The following is a 15,784-nucleotide window of genomic DNA, read 5'->3' on the forward strand; positions in this document are numbered from 1 at the left end:
GGTATTAATTAACCTTCCTTTACCTTAAGGTTAATTATAAGTTAACAACTATTTTGTCTAGTACTTAATACCTACTTTCCTGCAAATGAAGTGCAATAACCAGATCGGACCAATTAACAAAAATTTAACATCGTCTAAAAATGAGGGTTTTTTCCCTTCAATTTTATGCCCGATGAACTGACCAATCCATGCTGCAATAAAGATGATGGCGTAAATGGCATATGCGGTTCCGGTTCCCAACCCAACAGCATGTTCTATTTTAACAATAATGTAGCTCATTAAACCCACTACCCAGATCATTAAGAAAAACAAAGTGGGTGAAAGTGTAAAATAATAATATAAACTGAAGGCCAATAGAAAGGATGCCCAATTGAAAAAACCATTATAACTTCCTAAAAAACTTAAATGAGGAAAAGGGATTTGCCAAATCAGGCCGAGTAAGCTGAAAACGATCAATGGAACACAGATCCAATGCACTAATTTGTTGGTTGAATTCTGGTGGCTCTCTGCATATTGATCAAAAAGCACATCAATTGGGCGCTTTGGTTCTTTATTTATGGTTGGCTTACTCATGTGGTAAAATTATAAAAAAAATGGCGTGGTAACGTAAGTTTTAACGACAGATTTGCACAGACAAACACAGATGGTGATCAGCAGTCCTTCACGCAGTTAATTGGTAAATAGAATTTGCTGAATTAATTGCCACGGAGTCGCGGAAAACACGGAGACTATGCATGCCTATTCCGTGCGCTCTGTGCTTCCGTGGCAAACACTTAAAGCTTAAGCCGTTGGGGTGATACTAGCCAATAGGTTAAATAGTTGCCACGGAATCGCGGAAAACATGGAAAATATACTGATTCCGTGCGTGCTGTGTTCCGTGGCAAAAACTCAAAGCTTAAGCCGTTGGTAAGTTACTAGCCACGTGGTTAAATTAATTGCCACGGAATCGCGGAAAACACGGAAAATATACTGATTCCGTGCATGCTGTGTGTCCGTGGCAAAAACTCAAAGCTTAAGCCGTTGGTAAGTTACTAACCACTAGGTTAAAACAATTGCCACGGAGTCACAGAAAACACGGAAAGTATTCTTATTCCGTGGGTTCTGTGTTTCCGTGGCAAACACTTCAAGCTTAAGCTGTTTGTAAGTTACTATCCATTAGGTTAAAACAATGGCCACGGAGTCGCGGAAAACACGGAAAATATACTGATTCCGTGCGTGCTGTGTTTCCGTGGCAAAAACTCAAAGCTTAGGCCGTTGATAAGTTACTAACCACCAGGTTAAAACAATTGCCACGGAGTCGCGGAGGACACCGAAAACATTCTTATTCCGTGCGTTCTGTGTTTCCGTGGCAAAAACTCGAAGCTTAAGCCGTTCGTAAGTTACTAACCACTAAGTTAAATCAATTGCCACGGAGTCGCGGAAAACACGGAAAATATACTGATTCCGTGCGTGCTGTGTTCCGTGGCAAAAATTTCAAGTTTAAGTCGTTGGTGAGATACTAGCCAATAGGTTAAAACAATTGCCACGGAGTCGCGGAAGACACTGAAAATATACTGATTCCGTGCGTTCTGTGTTTCCGTGGCAAAAATTTCAAGTTTAAGTTGTTAGCCAAATTGCTTTACGCCACCTATGGAATCCCTAATCTGTGTAATCATCTGCTTTAGCGTATCTGCGTCACCAACCACTTTAGTGTGATCATACTTAGGCGCATTGGCGAGAGGATTAAGCAAAAAAAAAGCGATGAACATTGCCATCGCTTAATATAATCTGTGTAATCTCTCAATCTGTGTAATCAATCGCTTTAGCGTATCAATCACTTTAGTGTATCAATCGCTTTAGCGTATCAACCGCCTTAGCGAAATCTGTGCAATCATTTTAATTATTTTGCAAATGCCACTGAGCGTGTTTCTCTGATCACCGTAACTTTAATCTGACCTGGATAAGTCATCTCCGTTTGAATCCGGGTAGAAATATCCGCGGCTAATAATTCAGCCTGCGCATCCGTGATTCTTTCACTTTCTACGATCACACGTAGCTCTCTACCAGCCTGAATGGCAAAAGTTTTTTCTACACCTGGATAAGACAAAGCCAATTCCTCTAAATCTTTTAAACGCTTGATATAGCTTTCCACAACTTCTCTACGTGCACCAGGACGAGCACCTGAAATCGCATCACAAGCTTGAATAATCGGCGAAATCATGGAGGTCATTTCAATTTCATCGTGGTGGGCACCAATGGCATTACAAATTTCAGGATGTTCCTTATATTTTTCAGCCAACTGCATTCCTAAAATAGCGTGAGGCAATTCGGGATTATCATCAGGCACCTTACCTATATCATGCAATAAGCCAGCACGTTTAGCCATCTTCGCATTTAAGCCCAGCTCTGCCGCCATTGTGGCACAGAAATTAGCTACCTCACGAGAGTGATGTAATAAATTCTGACCATAAGAAGAACGGTAACGCATACGCCCAACCATACGGATCAATTCAGGGTGTAACCCATGAATACCCAAATCTATCACTGTACGCTCACCAATTTCTACAATCTCATCTTCAATTTGCTTTTTGGTTTTCGCAACAATCTCTTCAATACGCGCCGGGTGGATACGACCATCAGTTACCAGACGGTGTAAAGCCAAACGGGCAATTTCCCTTCTTACCGGGTCAAAACCAGATAAAATAATCGCTTCTGGTGTATCATCAACAATAATCTCGATTCCCGTAGCCGCTTCTAAGGCACGGATATTTCTACCTTCTCTACCAATTACGCGGCCTTTAATTTCATCACTTTCTATGTGAAAAATCGAAACCGAATTCTCAATCGCAGCTTCTGTAGCCGTACGTTGAATGGTTTGAATTACCACTTTTTTAGCCTCTTTACTGGCTGTCAATTTTGCCTCATCCACAATATCCTTAATCTGGATCATGGCTTGTGTACGGGCAACTTCCTTTAAATTATCTACCAACTGGTTCTTCGCTTCTTCAGCTGATAAACCTGCTATCGTTTCTAACTGCGTTAAATGCTGATTTTTTAAAACCTCAACTTCTTCTTGTTTTTTAACGGCTAATTCAGTTTGTTTTTCAAGATTTAGTTTTTGCTTATCAAGCTCCTGCTCCTTTTTATTAAAGTTTTCCATACGCTGATTAACAGATTGTTCTTTCTGCTTCATTGTATTTTCGCGTTGATTGATGGTATTATTTTTGGCATTAACTTCTTGTTCATGCTCTGCCTTTAATTGCAAAAATTTCTCTTTTGCTTCTAAAAGTTTATTCTTTTTTAAGATTTCTGCATTGTTCTCTGCATCTTTTAAAATCTTTTTAACTTTGTTTTGCGCTGCAACTTCCTGCCCTTTGAGCAAATTGCGAAGTAGGAATCTACCTACCGCTATACCGATACCTAAGCCTGCTATTAGGGCAAATATGTATCCTAGAATTTCCGTTATCTCCATTTTGTTTTTTAAGTAAAAAAAAACCGCAACTAATTTTTAAAGTCTCATTATTTTAAACCTCAACTAAGCATAATTGGGATTTAAGCCATTTTCAGGTGCATAAAGCAGATGAAATACGCCCTCTTAACCCCATAGATATTGAAGTGTTAAGTTTTATAAATTTTGAAACTCAAAAACTAGCCGCGGCTATGTCTTTATGCTAATTATCGTACACCATCATCCAATCCCGAACGCGAGCGACCAGGAACTTATTAATAAGCACTGAACTAAGTTCAGTGTAATGAGGTGTCCAAAGAACGAACCTTTATTTTTTGAAAAAACCGTTAAGTAAAATATCCAATTCTTCAACTTTATCGGCCACTGCAGTATCCTGGTTTTGCACCTGGTTTTCCGTTCTCAATACAGCAGTTGCATAATGCAATACCGCCATAGAAAGAAGATCCTGCTTATCCCTAACCGCATAATTATCTTGATAATCTTTTATGCGCTCATTGATCATTTTAGCTGCCCGTCTCACAATTTCTTCCTCTTCAGTATTTACCTTTAAAGGATAAATACGGTCGGAAATAGTTATTTTAATCGAGATTTCTCCCATTTGTTAGCTTAGTTTCTGATTTCTACGCATCATTTATTTTTTTAACAATGCGATACTTTTATCAATCTCCCGCACAAAATCGTTAATTTTTTGTTTAATATCAAGCGACTTCTCACTTGTACCTTCTATACTTTTTGCCAGTTTTGTAACCCTTAATTTTTCTTCAAGATCTACGCGCTGTGTTTTAGAAGTATCAACGGCAACTTTTAACGATTGATTTTCAAGCTTTAATAAATCATTTTCTTCTTGTAATGCATTACATAACTCGATTAAACGTGTTGTTTTTTGTAATACCTTATCTAATTGATCTGCAACAGAAGTCATGAATTTATTTCTAAAAATACGAATTTATATTTTATTTCCTAATTTCTGCACCCGCTTGCTGGGTTAAATTTGCAATTAGCTTCTGCATAGTGCTTTCAATCTGCTTATCTGTTAGGGTTTGTTCCTCATCCTGTAAAATAAAATTCAAGGCATAAGATTTTTTACCCTCTGGTAATTTATCGCCAACATACACATCAAAAACGCCTACGTCCTTTATCAGCTTTTTATCAGTCTTAAAAGCAATCCCTTTTAAAGTATCGAAAGTTACTGCCTGATCAATCAATAAGGATAAATCTCTACGCACTTGGGGGTATTTAGAAAGCTCTTTGTTAACAATTTTATTTTTCTTAACAATATCTAAAATAGCAGCCCAATCAAAGTCTGCATAAAAAACCTCTGCATTTACATCTGCCACTTTACGATCGGCTTTTGTGGCTGCACCAAAACTCACAATGGCTTTATCGCCCCTGAAATACTTAATACCATAAGCGAAATTCTCATCACTAAGCGCATCCGTTTGATAACTTGAAATGCCTAAGCGGGAGATAATCGCATCCACTGCCGATTTTAAATTGTAAAACGTTGCAGGTTTCGAATTTTGATTCCACTGTTCACCTTGTTTCGCTCCGGAGATTAATAACAATAACCTTGGGCGTTCCACATACTTATCGTTAATTAAATGATAGGTTTTACCAAACTCGTAAAATTTAACATCAGCATTTTTACGGTTCTGGTTGTAAGCAACACTTTCCAAAGCTGGCATTAACATCTGCTGCCTCATTACATTCAAATCACTGCTTAACGGATTCAAAATAAAGACCGCTTCATCCAGATTTTTTGAATAAGTAGATTTAGTAAGCGAATTGCACAAAATCTCTGCATAGCCATTGGCCGTTAACATATCGGCAATTACATTATGCGTATTTTCTTTCTCCGGCTTTACACTATAAGAAAGTGATGCATTTACTTTAGCTGGAATAGCAATGTTGTTATAACCGTAAATACGCAATACTTCTTCTGTAACATCACATTCTCTTGTTACATCTACCTTGAAGGATGGAACCCTCAAAGCCAAAGTATCATCAGACGTGCTGGTTGCAGTAATACCTAAAGCAGTAATAATGTGCTTAATTTCTGTTGAGGGAATTTGAGCACCAATTAATTTATTGATGTTAGTATAACTTACTTCGAACTCAAAAGGACGGATAGGATGTGGGTAAATATCAGAAACTGATGATGAAATCGTTCCACCGGCCAGTTCTTGAATTAACAAAGCGGCATATTTAAGTGCCGTTACCGTTATCTCAGGATCTGTTCCACGCTCGTAACGGAACGATGCATCCGTTTTTAAACCATGTCTTTTCGCAGTCTTACGGATAGAAACAGAATTGAAATAAGCACTTTCTAAGAAGATATTCTTAGTTTCAGTACCAACTCCTGAACTTTTCCCTCCAAATACACCGGCTAGCGCCATTGGTGATTCTGCATTACAGATTATCAGATCGTTAGCACTTAACTTACGTTCAATGCCGTCAAGCGTTACAAAAGGCGTTCCTTCTTCTAACTTCTTCACAATCACCTTTCCACCGGCAATTTTATCTGCATCGAAGGCATGTAGCGGCTGACCAAAACCATGCAATACGTAATTGGTAATGTCTACGATATTGTTAATCGGCCGAAGGCCAATTATTTTTAATTTATCTTTTAACCAATCTGGAGATTCAGCTATGGTAACACCGGAAATGGTTACGCTGCTGTACCGCGGACAAGCTTCTAAATCCTCAACTTCTACCGGAATAACCAAATTTTCGTTATCTGTTTTAAAGTCAGAAAGATCTGGCAACTCGTATTCACTTCTGAAGTATGCAGCTAAATCTCTTGCTACACCTAAATGTGAGGCTGCATCGGCACGATTTGGTGTTAAACCGATTTCGAAAACAAAATCATCATCCATTTTAAAATGATCTTTCGCACGAATCCCGATTTCCGTATCTTCAGCTAAAATCATAATTCCATCGTGAGATTTACCGAGACCAATTTCGTCTTCTGCACAAATCATTCCCTGAGATACTTCACCCCTTATTTTTGATTCCTTAATTTTAAAAGGCTCACCTTCCAATGGATAAACCGTTGTACCCACAGTTGCGACAACTACTTTTTGTCCGGCACCAACATTTGGGGCACCACAAACAATTTGAAGATTATCTTTACCACCAACATTTACTGTAGTAACACGCAAACGATCGGCATTAGGATGTTGTACGCAAGTTAAAACTTCTCCAATAACCAAACCTTCCAGACCACCCACAACAGGCTGAACCTTATCCACACTTTCCACCTCTAAACCTATGTCGGTTAAAATTAGTGAAAGTTCTTGTGGCGTTTTGTCTATTTGAACGAATTGTTTTAACCAGTTATATGATATTTTCATTTTTAGAGTATCAAGAAGTAAGTACCAGGAATTAAGACAACTCTTGATACGTTAATTTCATAAAATGCAAAGATATTATTAAAAGCTTAAAGCAGAAAACTAAACAAGAAATCTTCGAGCAATAATACTAAGCTGGTCAATTATGATTTTTTATGTTACTGCAAGGAAAATCTGCCGTAATCATCTAAATCTGCGGGAGAAAAGGTAAAACTAAAATCAATAATATTGATTAGATTTTACTACCCTAATGCCCCATTTTCAAATTGGATAGAATCACCGCGCAAGCGCCCGCTCCGATAACCAGCATAATAACTGATGCAATAATTAATCTTAATCCAGATCTCACCGGTTCGTTCTTTACAGATTTAATAATCACCTGAACAACGCCTACTATAAATAAAACAACAACAATAAGCCAATAGATGATAAGTCCCATTTTAAGAATTAGCTAATATTACTGCACAGGCACCTCCACCTATTACAACTAAAACAATCGAAGCAATAAGCATTTGAACACCAAGTTTTACAGGCTGATTATTTGATGATTTCACAATAATGGTGATGATCCCAGCAATGAACAAACCTACGATGGCCAGTCCATAAAGAAAAAACAAAACTAAAATCATATCAATTCATATTTAATTTTTCCCTGATGGCATCAATCTTATTATCGCGATAAAAAATATTCATGGTTTCGAAAGGCACCATCTTGTATTTATCACTCACAATATGAACACAAGATTTCTTCACCGCCCGAACATCAAAATCAAGGGGATCCATAAAATTCATAATAATGATACGAAACAGATTATCATAACTCAAGTTATCTGATTTCACACGAGGTAAACAACACATCAGTTCGCCAAAAGTATCTTCAGCACAATCTACAGAAACACCCGTGCTAAATAAATTAAGCATATGTTCTTTCAATTTTTCATCATGCTCAAAAACAATGGTATTTTTAGAATTGTTCAATAAATCTTCCGGGTTAATCAAATGCGTCATCGGAAAAACCTCATCCCCTACTTTTAAGGCATAAGCCATGCAAAGTGCATCAGGATTACATGGTACAGGAATTAAATCCTGAGGCGTAAAGGTTGGGTATTGCTCGTAAATTTTGCGCCTTACCTCAGTTAAGGTAATCCTGCCCTGCTGGTCGTTGTAATCATCATTCCGGCCAGCAACCTGTGTAGGCTGAAAAGTAACGCCACGAACACAACGTTGCTTCAAAGCATAATCGAGGATATCACCAATTTCATGATCATTCAGGCCATTTTGTAAGGTCACCACTAATGTAGTCGAAACATTGAATTGATTCAAATGGTCTATTGCTTTCTTTCTAACTTCAGTTAAATCTTCACCCCTCATTTTGGTTAATACCTCCGGACTGAAACTATCAAACTGAAGATAAATCTCAAAATCTGGCATATAAGAAGCCAACTTCTCTACAAAGTTGATGTCTTTGGCTATTCTGATGCCATTGGTATTTACCATCAAATGCTTGATCGGCTTGGTTTTAGCCAGATCCAGAATTTTAAAGAATTCCGGATGAACAGTAGGCTCACCACCAGAAAGCTGAACCACATCAGGCTCTCCCTCGTTAGCCACCACCACATCCATCATACGTTCGATTTCTGTTAAAGTTCTATGCCTGCCATAGTTTGGAGATGACATTGCATAACAGGTAGGGCAAGCTAAATTACAACGATCGGTAACTTCGATCACCGTTAAGCAAGAATGCTGTTCGTGATCGGTGCAAAGGCCGCAATCATATGGGCAACCATAATGCACTTTCGTATTAAACTTCAGTGGCATTTCTGATTGCTTATTGTAATTTCTAATTTGTTTATAGTATTCCACATCATCGGCAATCATCACTTTACTATCGCCATGTGTTCTGCAATTTTTCAACATAAAAACCTTCGCATCCTGAAACACAATTTTTGCATCACAAAGCTGAAGGCATTCCGGACAAAGACTCTTTGTATAATCGTAATAAATATAATCTCGCGTATTCGCCATATCCCTTTAAGTGAAAATAGTTTTCGTAATCCTGATGATGAATTTATAATAATACGCAAAAATTAATATTGCCGACCAATGAATGCTGCTTAAATTTAAGAATAATGATTGATAAGGCTTTATAAACTCAATTAAAAATCGAAACAGAAAATACAGCACCATAAACAATTTAAAGCGATCACCATTAATCAGGCTTTTATTTTTAAGCGCCCTGAAAAGGCAGAAGAGCGCTATCAAATAAAGCATTTCATAAAGCATAATCGGATGCCTCATGATGCCATCACCCAAATCCATCCCTGTAAATAAAGCAGTTGGAACCCCGTAAGTGGGCTCATCAATACCCATAGAGAAACAACCAATGCGACCAATAAATAAAGCAATTAAAATTGGAAGGACATATATATCGCCTGAAGCAATGTTTACTCCAATAATCTTCTTAATGATCTCTACGCCGAATAAGCCACCCAATAAGCCGCCCACAATGGTTTTACTTTGATAGATAAACGAAAAACTCAGATGGTTCAAAACCGCTGGAGTTTCCAAAACCGCAACAACACGTGAGCCGATAAGTGCACCAAGCATAGCCCCAAGCATAATCCATAACCGATTCTCATCAGAAATAGGATCTGCAATACCTTTCTTTAAAAAGTAATAAACCCTTACACCTACTATGAAGGCAAGGGTTTCAAAAATATAATGGTAATGATATTGATTACCAAAAAGTTCAAAACGAAATGGAAAAGGACTACTAGAATTCAATATAAAGTAAGTTAAAACCAAAGCCTCGCAAAAACAGGCAAATGATCAGATGGATATCTTTTATCTTTACTATCACTTAAAACGGCAAACTTCTGCACCTTGAAACCCTTATTCACAAAAATATAGTCGATCCTATCTTTCAGATCGCTGTTAAAATCAAATGCATTAAATGTTCCGTTCGGCCCGTAAGCAGGTTCTATAGATATTTCTTTTGCATCCGTAAGGAAAGATTTTATAGTAGATATAGCTTCAGTTTCCGGAGTTACGTTTAAATCACCTGTAAAAACAACAGGCAATGTTGGCGCAATCTGCTGAATTTTCTGTTTCAACAACTTCGCAGATTCTATTCTCGCCTGAACGCCAATATGATCATAATGGGTATTAAACACCAAAAACTCCTTCTTATTTAATTTATCAAATAACCTTACCCAGCTACAAACCCTGTTTAAAGCCGCATCCCATCCTTTCGAAGGTACATCAGGCGTTTGTGAGAGCCAGAAAGTTCCACCATCTTTTTTAGTAAAACGATCCTTATCAAAATACACCGCAGAAAACTCTCCTTTACGCTTTCCGTCCTCGCGACCAACACCCACCACTTCAAAATTTGATTTTTCTAATAAAGCATCAAACTGCTCTGGGAGAGCTTCCTGAACGCATAAAATATCGGCATCATGAAATTTAACTAAAGCCTTGACATTATCTTTCCGGTTCGGCCAGGCATTTACACCATCAGAGGCAACATTTAAACGAATATTATAAGTAATGATATTAATCGGCGTTCCTTTTTGCTGTGAAAAAGCAAGTGTAGAAAGAAGAAGTAATGCTGTAATAATTTTTAGTGCTTTCATAATGTGATTAAAGTTTCAATTTGCAAATATTACCAATTTCATGTTAAATCAGTTTTAAGTATTGAAGTTGTTATAAACACCTGGGTTAACGTTAACATCATGATTCCATATATTAATGAACTGCTTAAATTTCACGAATGAACATCAACCTCATGATGTTTGTTGGTCTTTGTTGAGGGTAATACTTCGAAAGTTCTACAGTACGATCATCAAAACTTGCGAAATTCTTCAACGCACAGGCTTTTGAAATTTCGTAAGCAGATAAGTTTATTTACACCCTGATCTTTTAATCCTTTAATCGTAGTGCACCCTGATCTTATAAACATAGTCCCTACAACATCTGGTCATCCTTATAACTATAGTATCGGTTATTTGCAAAGATCACATGATCCACTACATAAAGTCCCAGCATCTTTCCGGAGGCAATAAGATTTTTAGTTAGTTTATCATCACTTTCGCTAGGCTTTAAACTTCCTGATGGATGATTATGGGCCAGCACAATATTAGCCGCATTGTATTCCAGTGCTATTTTAAAGATGATTTTAGGATCGGCAACTGTACCTGCCTGACCGCCTTTACTAATAAGGTGCTTGCCGATAACATGATTAGAGCGATTAAGCAGTAAAATCCAGAATTCTTCGTGATTAAGACCTGTAAAAGTTCGGTGCATATACTGATGAACATCGCTCGAGGCGGTAACTTGTAGAACCTGTTCTTCCTGGGTTTCCTTCCTACGGAGTCCGAGTTCTAGCGCAGCTATGATAGAAATTGCTTTAGCTTCGCCTATTCCTTTAAATTTAGAAAGATCCTGGATAGATGCCTTTCCAATCTTAGTGAGGCTATTATCGTAGAATGATAAAATGCGTTTACTTAAATCAACGGCGGTTTCATTTTTGTTTCCTGATCCAATCAGGATAGCGATTAATTCGGCATCCGTTAAATACCTTCTGCCATGTTGTAATAATTTTTCTCTCGGGCGATCTTCCTCTGCCCAAAGTTTAATACCAAGTTTCTGATCGTAGTTCTCCATTTTTTTCGACAAAAAAAAGGCATCCCAACGTTTGGTTGGGATGCCTGATACTAATATCGTAAAAAAATTGGATTATGCTAAACCGTTAACGAATTTCGTTAATTTTGATTTATTATTAGCCGCTTTATTTTTGTGAATGATGTTCTTTTTAGCTAAACGATCTAACATAGAGATTACTTTAGGCAATAAATCTGATGCAGATTTTTTATCTTCTGCAGCACGTAATCTTTTAATAAAAGTACGTGTAGTTTTTGCCTGATATCTGTTACGTAAACGTTTTGTTGCGTTTGCTCTAATTCTCTTTAATGAAGATTTATGATTTGCCATTTCTATTTAGCCTTTTATTTTTCTTTAATCGTTTCCTATAATTCGGGTTGCAAATATAGAGTTTATCTTTTTAAAACACAAAAGATTTTAATTTTTTTATTCTCTGTTATTTAACATCAAATCCGAACTGCGAAAATACGATAAATTTATTCATTAATAACACGTTACCAGCAATAATAAAATTTAATTTGAATACCGAAAACATGGGCAAAAATGCTATTTTTGGGGCAAACACATTTTGAGTGAAAAAACGAATAGCCATCTTTGCATCCGGTTCTGGCTCTAATGCCCAAAAACTAATGGAGCATTTTAAACGCAGTAACGATATAGAAATTTCGCTGGTGCTTACCAATAACGCTGATGCTTATGTATTGCAAAGGGCTGATAACTTCGAAATCCCTACCCATATTTTTGATAAGCAAGAATTCTATAAAACAGAAGAAATAATAGACCTGTTGAAGAATCTTGATATTGATTTTATTGTACTGGCAGGTTTCCTTTGGCTGATCCCTCGAAATCTAATTGCCGCTTACCCGGGCAGAATTGTAAATATCCACCCGGCTATCCTACCAAAATTCGGAGGGAAAGGCATGTATGGAGATCATGTACATAATGCTGTAATTGCTGCTGGCGAAAGTGAAGGCGGCATTACCATTCATTATGTTGATGAAAATTACGATGAGGGTGAATACATTTACCAGGCCAGGTACAAAATAGATAAAAGCGATAACCTCGAAATGGTGAAGTTTAAAGGACAGCAATTGGAGCACCTCCATTATCCAAGAATTGTAGAGGCTGTGGTTAAAAAAGTTAAGAAGTAGAATTATAAGATATAATCGGGATGAAATAAGCCATATTTAATGGCTTTTAAAATAAGATCAGGAGTTCTATTCACTTCCATTTTTCGCATCAATTGCTTCATATAACTCTGAACCGTATTGATACTTAGATCCAAATCAGACGAAATTTCCTTTATTGTTTTGCCCGTACAAACATTTTGCAGCAATTCTTTCTCTCTTGGAGATAAATTAAACTTTATCGATTCGAACAGTTGCGACTGGATAAGAATGTCTTTCAGACTTTCGCCAATATAGATTTTATCAACTTCTTTATCAACAAATTGCATTGCCCTAATCAATTCTTCAATTGATGCATCCTTACATAAGTAGCCATTTGAACCACTTTTAAATGCATCTTTAATAACACTTGATGTAGTGACAGTAGAAAGCACAAGAATTTTCAAAACTCTTTTTCCTTTGGTTTTTCTTATTTCATTAATTACATCAATGCCATTCATTTCTGGCATTAACATATCCATTATAAGAACATCAGTTTTTAAAACATCTAAATGGGCAAAGAAAAATACCGGATTATTATAAACTCGTATCGATTCGATAAAATCAAACTCGGAAAGTGAGAGTTTGAGCAATTCAGATAAAAGTTTATGATCGTCGAGAATGGAGATGTTCATTACCAAGTACTTACAAAAACGGCACCACATTCAAAAAATGAGGTTTAAACTCCACAATAATAATTTGGGATTTAGACTAATGGGGATTAACGTAGAAAATAAACCTCAATTTTACCCACAACCCCAGTTACACTTTTTGTTTATCGTTAGAAATAAGTGCAGAAAAAACTTCTTTAATTTCAGCTACTGAAGAATCTTTGAATATAAATACAGCCGCAGCCAATAAATTACTAATACGAGCACTACTTTTGCCCTATCCAGAAATAATCACCCCTCTTGTTTCCTTAACGATGAACTGAATCTATTCTTCCAATTTCTCCGTTCCGGGCATATTGATACCAAAAACAATTAAACTCATATCATTCCCAGAAATTAAGGTGGTTGCGCTATTTAAATCTTCTGCTTCTAATATTGTAGATTTTGAACAAATGCTCTTCAGTACAAGCTTAAGCCCATGTTTAATCATTGGTGATCATCAGCAACTAATATTTTTATTTCACCGACTAATATTGATTAAATTTAATTGGAAAAAATAATGCATCCACACAATTGGGATGCATTATTACATAATATGAAAAGAGATATTATTGTTTTGTGATGATAAATTCTGTTCTACGATTCAATTGATGATCTGCGGCAGAACATTTCACTCCGTTTGAGCAATTGTTAACCAACATACTTTCGCCATAACCTTTAGCTGAGATGCGGCTTTTATCCACTCCTCTATCAATTATATATTGTACCGCAGAATTTGCTCTGCTTTGCGATAACCATTGGTTATATTGATCGTTACCACGACTATCGGTATGCGAGCCAAGCTCAATCCAAATGGTTGGGTTTTCTTTCATAATGGTAACTAACTTATCCAACTCCACCGCAGCGTCGGGCCTGATGTCCGATTTATCGAAATCGTAATAAATGTTTTCCAATTTGATGGCTTTGCCAATTACGATAGCCTCTAAAAACATATCTCTTTTCAGCGTTGTTGATTCTGTCAATCCTTTTGTCGTTAGCGGTTCTCCAGCGGCAGTGCGGTAATTTGTTTTACCAGCCTCAATGGCATAATCGCTTTCCTCATCTAAATTAAACTTAAAACTTCCATCATCAGTAGTTGAAGTTTTCAAGGTGTTTCCATCCTGCTTTGTTAAACTTACAATTGCGTTTGCTAAAGGCTCATTCGTTTGCTTATCAAATACTTTTCCCTCTAATTTAAAGCTCACCACTAATTTTTCAACGAAACTATATATGTCATCACTACCCTGCCCACCTGCTCTGTTTGATGATAAATAACCCTCATTTTTAGAGCTTAAGCTAAATGCAAAATCATCATCTGCAGCGTTAATTGGATAACCCATATTTTGTATAAGATTACCTTCTGCTTTGAAAATATCCAACCCACCCATACCAGCAAAGCCATCGCTACTGAAATAAAAATTATTATCGGCATCAATCATTGGTGTGCGCTCATTGCCAATGCTATTATATTCAGCTAAATTTACAGCATCAGTCCAAGTGCTATCACTATTTCTTGTCGATTTATAGATATCAGTTCCACCTTTTCCTCCAGGCATGTTCGATACAAAATAAAGCGTTTTACCATCGCCACTAATTAAAGGATCGCCCACCGAATATGAATTAACTGCGTTATACCTAAAAGCATTTGGTTTTGCCCATTTACCATCAACCTTTTCGCTCGAATAAAGCTCGATATTGATGGTTGATGGTTCTCCTTTTTTCCTTTCGATGTGATCAGGGATTCTCGTCAATGTAAAGAAAAACTCATTTCCATCAGCTGTAAAACTTGGGCTCCCAATGTGATAGTTGGTTCCTGGATTGATTGGAAAAAGACTAACGCTGTCACCGTTTTTTTGATACAAGCGTAAATAGCCATTCCCTGTCCATCCGTAAGTATTCCTATCAGGCAATTTACTGCCATCAAATTTTAAAAACGGGCGATTAGTATTTGCTTTCGCTTCTGCGGATTTATTGGTTCTATCCGAAGTGAAAATTAATCCGCTTTCATATTTAACCGCTCCCCAATCAGATTGTGCTGAATTTAAGCCCTGTTCATTTTTAATGGTTACAGACCTTGGGTTCTGCATCCACTTAACGGCCGAATCGCAAGAAGCCGACCATAATGAACGTTGTGCAGCTGTAGTTGCTTTGTCTAAATCTGCATATTTATTAAATTGTATTTTAGCCTCCAAGTATTTTGCATTGTGGCGTAGGGATTCTGCATATTTTAAAACTGCATCAGGTTTCGAGCCTTCCATAGTTACCAAAATTGCATACCAGCTTTCTGCCTGTTTGTAATCTCTTGTTAAACGATAACTTTCTGCCAATCGCTCAGCAGCGTGGGTGGTTTTCTTCTTTTGATACGCGGAGGTGTATAGTTCTATTGCTTTTATATAATTAAAAAGCTCATACTGAACATCAGCCTCTTTGATTACATATTGCGCTTTAGCGAATTGCCCTTGCGCTATTACTAATACTAAGATTATGCTTAGTTTGATTGCGTTTCTCATC

17 protein-coding genes are annotated in these 15,784 nt (G+C 37.1%); 1 reads left to right on the top strand and 16 read right to left on the bottom strand.

All coding sequences use genetic code 11. From position 1 onward, the window contains the following. Positions 1 to 57: 57 nt before the first annotated feature. From SOM16_RS11935 to rpsT, 13 genes are all read right to left on the bottom strand, one after another. Complete coding sequence (locus SOM16_RS11935) at positions 58 to 573, bottom strand: DUF962 domain-containing protein (protein ID WP_320464229.1); 516 nt, start codon at positions 571 to 573, stop codon at positions 58 to 60. Positions 574 to 1,604: 1,031 nt separating this feature from the next. After that, entirely contained in the window at positions 1,605 to 1,748 is a 144-nt protein-coding gene (locus SOM16_RS11940; protein WP_320464230.1) for a hypothetical protein, read from the bottom strand. 131 nt (positions 1,749 to 1,879) lie between these two features. Beyond that, a complete protein-coding gene (gene rny / locus SOM16_RS11945) occupies positions 1,880 to 3,451 on the bottom strand; it encodes a ribonuclease Y (RefSeq protein WP_320464231.1) in 1,572 nt (523 codons plus the stop codon). Positions 3,452 to 3,755: 304 nt separating this feature from the next. Beyond that, positions 3,756 to 4,046 carry a cell division protein ZapA gene (locus SOM16_RS11950; RefSeq protein ID WP_088302948.1) on the bottom strand — a complete coding sequence of 97 codons (291 nt, stop codon included), beginning with the start codon at positions 4,044 to 4,046 and terminating at the stop codon, positions 3,756 to 3,758. A 33-nt stretch (positions 4,047 to 4,079) separates the two neighbouring features. Next, positions 4,080 to 4,370, bottom strand: coding sequence for a hypothetical protein (locus tag SOM16_RS11955; protein WP_320464232.1), 291 nt, complete (start codon positions 4,368 to 4,370; stop codon positions 4,080 to 4,082). 31 nt (positions 4,371 to 4,401) lie between these two features. Continuing rightward, complete coding sequence (gene pheT, locus SOM16_RS11960; RefSeq protein WP_320464233.1) at positions 4,402 to 6,801, bottom strand: phenylalanine--tRNA ligase subunit beta; 2,400 nt, start codon at positions 6,799 to 6,801, stop codon at positions 4,402 to 4,404. A gap of 244 nt (positions 6,802 to 7,045) precedes the next feature. Next, on the bottom strand, positions 7,046 to 7,237 hold the full coding sequence (locus SOM16_RS11965) for a hypothetical protein (RefSeq protein WP_320464234.1): 192 nt from the start codon (positions 7,235 to 7,237) through the stop codon (positions 7,046 to 7,048). Position 7,238: 1 nt separating this feature from the next. Continuing rightward, entirely contained in the window at positions 7,239 to 7,427 is a 189-nt protein-coding gene (locus SOM16_RS11970; RefSeq protein WP_320464235.1) for a hypothetical protein, read from the bottom strand. A gap of 1 nt (position 7,428) precedes the next feature. Then, the gene (locus SOM16_RS11975) at positions 7,429 to 8,823 is read right to left on the bottom strand and encodes a radical SAM protein (RefSeq protein WP_320464236.1); all 1,395 of its coding nucleotides are present in this window, start codon (positions 8,821 to 8,823) and stop codon (positions 7,429 to 7,431) included. Between the two features lie 6 nt (positions 8,824 to 8,829). Further along, complete coding sequence (locus tag SOM16_RS11980) at positions 8,830 to 9,582, bottom strand: prolipoprotein diacylglyceryl transferase (RefSeq protein ID WP_320464237.1); 753 nt, start codon at positions 9,580 to 9,582, stop codon at positions 8,830 to 8,832. 11 nt (positions 9,583 to 9,593) lie between these two features. Continuing rightward, positions 9,594 to 10,430 (bottom strand): endonuclease/exonuclease/phosphatase family protein, encoded by an 837-nt coding sequence (locus SOM16_RS11985; protein ID WP_320464238.1) that lies wholly within the window; start codon positions 10,428 to 10,430, stop codon positions 9,594 to 9,596. A 331-nt stretch (positions 10,431 to 10,761) separates the two neighbouring features. Next, positions 10,762 to 11,460, bottom strand: coding sequence for a RadC family protein (gene radC / locus SOM16_RS11990; RefSeq protein ID WP_320464239.1), 699 nt, complete (start codon positions 11,458 to 11,460; stop codon positions 10,762 to 10,764). Between the two features lie 72 nt (positions 11,461 to 11,532). Beyond that, complete coding sequence (gene rpsT, locus SOM16_RS11995) at positions 11,533 to 11,787, bottom strand: 30S ribosomal protein S20 (RefSeq protein ID WP_010603296.1); 255 nt, start codon at positions 11,785 to 11,787, stop codon at positions 11,533 to 11,535. Positions 11,788 to 12,029: 242 nt separating this feature from the next. Here rpsT and SOM16_RS12000 point away from each other — a divergent pair, with 242 nt between their 5' ends. Beyond that, on the top strand, positions 12,030 to 12,608 hold the full coding sequence (locus SOM16_RS12000) for a phosphoribosylglycinamide formyltransferase (protein ID WP_320464240.1): 579 nt from the start codon (positions 12,030 to 12,032) through the stop codon (positions 12,606 to 12,608). 2 nt (positions 12,609 to 12,610) lie between these two features. Here the strand turns inward: SOM16_RS12000 and SOM16_RS12005 are convergent, their stop codons facing one another. From SOM16_RS12005 to SOM16_RS12015, 3 genes are all read right to left on the bottom strand, one after another. Then, positions 12,611 to 13,258: a response regulator transcription factor gene (locus tag SOM16_RS12005; protein WP_320464241.1), complete on the bottom strand. Its 648-nt coding sequence runs from the start codon at positions 13,256 to 13,258 to the stop codon at positions 12,611 to 12,613. Between the two features lie 301 nt (positions 13,259 to 13,559). Beyond that, positions 13,560 to 13,724: a hypothetical protein gene (locus SOM16_RS12010; RefSeq protein WP_320464242.1), complete on the bottom strand. Its 165-nt coding sequence runs from the start codon at positions 13,722 to 13,724 to the stop codon at positions 13,560 to 13,562. A gap of 118 nt (positions 13,725 to 13,842) precedes the next feature. Continuing rightward, the gene (locus tag SOM16_RS12015) at positions 13,843 to 15,783 is read right to left on the bottom strand and encodes an OmpA family protein (RefSeq protein WP_320464243.1); all 1,941 of its coding nucleotides are present in this window, start codon (positions 15,781 to 15,783) and stop codon (positions 13,843 to 13,845) included. Position 15,784 lies beyond the last annotated feature (1 nt).

Origin of the sequence: Pedobacter sp. CFBP9032, from assembly GCF_034045265.1 — a bacterium.
GTDB lineage: Bacteria > Bacteroidota > Bacteroidia > Sphingobacteriales > Sphingobacteriaceae > Pedobacter.

What these genes read in the sequence shown, in the direction of transcription:
- radC (WP_320464239.1), bottom strand. Translation starts at nt 11,460, where the DNA reads ATGGAGAACTACGATCAGAAACTTGGTATTAAACTTTGGGCAGAGGAA.
- SOM16_RS11935 (WP_320464229.1), bottom strand. Translation starts at nt 573, where the DNA reads ATGAGTAAGCCAACCATAAATAAAGAACCAAAGCGCCCAATTGATGTG.
- SOM16_RS11940 (WP_320464230.1), bottom strand. Translation starts at nt 1,748, where the DNA reads ATGTTCATCGCTTTTTTTTTGCTTAATCCTCTCGCCAATGCGCCTAAG.
- SOM16_RS11975 (WP_320464236.1), bottom strand. Translation starts at nt 8,823, where the DNA reads ATGGCGAATACGCGAGATTATATTTATTACGATTATACAAAGAGTCTT.
- SOM16_RS12015 (WP_320464243.1), bottom strand. Translation starts at nt 15,783, where the DNA reads ATGAGAAACGCAATCAAACTAAGCATAATCTTAGTATTAGTAATAGCG.
- SOM16_RS11965 (WP_320464234.1), bottom strand. Translation starts at nt 7,237, where the DNA reads ATGGGACTTATCATCTATTGGCTTATTGTTGTTGTTTTATTTATAGTA.
- SOM16_RS11970 (WP_320464235.1), bottom strand. Translation starts at nt 7,427, where the DNA reads ATGATTTTAGTTTTGTTTTTTCTTTATGGACTGGCCATCGTAGGTTTG.
- SOM16_RS11950 (WP_088302948.1), bottom strand. Translation starts at nt 4,046, where the DNA reads ATGGGAGAAATCTCGATTAAAATAACTATTTCCGACCGTATTTATCCT.
- rny (WP_320464231.1), bottom strand. Translation starts at nt 3,451, where the DNA reads ATGGAGATAACGGAAATTCTAGGATACATATTTGCCCTAATAGCAGGC.
- rpsT (WP_010603296.1), bottom strand. Translation starts at nt 11,787, where the DNA reads ATGGCAAATCATAAATCTTCATTAAAGAGAATTAGAGCAAACGCAACA.
- SOM16_RS12010 (WP_320464242.1), bottom strand. Translation starts at nt 13,724, where the DNA reads ATGATTAAACATGGGCTTAAGCTTGTACTGAAGAGCATTTGTTCAAAA.
- SOM16_RS11955 (WP_320464232.1), bottom strand. Translation starts at nt 4,370, where the DNA reads ATGACTTCTGTTGCAGATCAATTAGATAAGGTATTACAAAAAACAACA.
- SOM16_RS11985 (WP_320464238.1), bottom strand. Translation starts at nt 10,430, where the DNA reads ATGAAAGCACTAAAAATTATTACAGCATTACTTCTTCTTTCTACACTT.
- pheT (WP_320464233.1), bottom strand. Translation starts at nt 6,801, where the DNA reads ATGAAAATATCATATAACTGGTTAAAACAATTCGTTCAAATAGACAAA.
- SOM16_RS12005 (WP_320464241.1), bottom strand. Translation starts at nt 13,258, where the DNA reads ATGAACATCTCCATTCTCGACGATCATAAACTTTTATCTGAATTGCTC.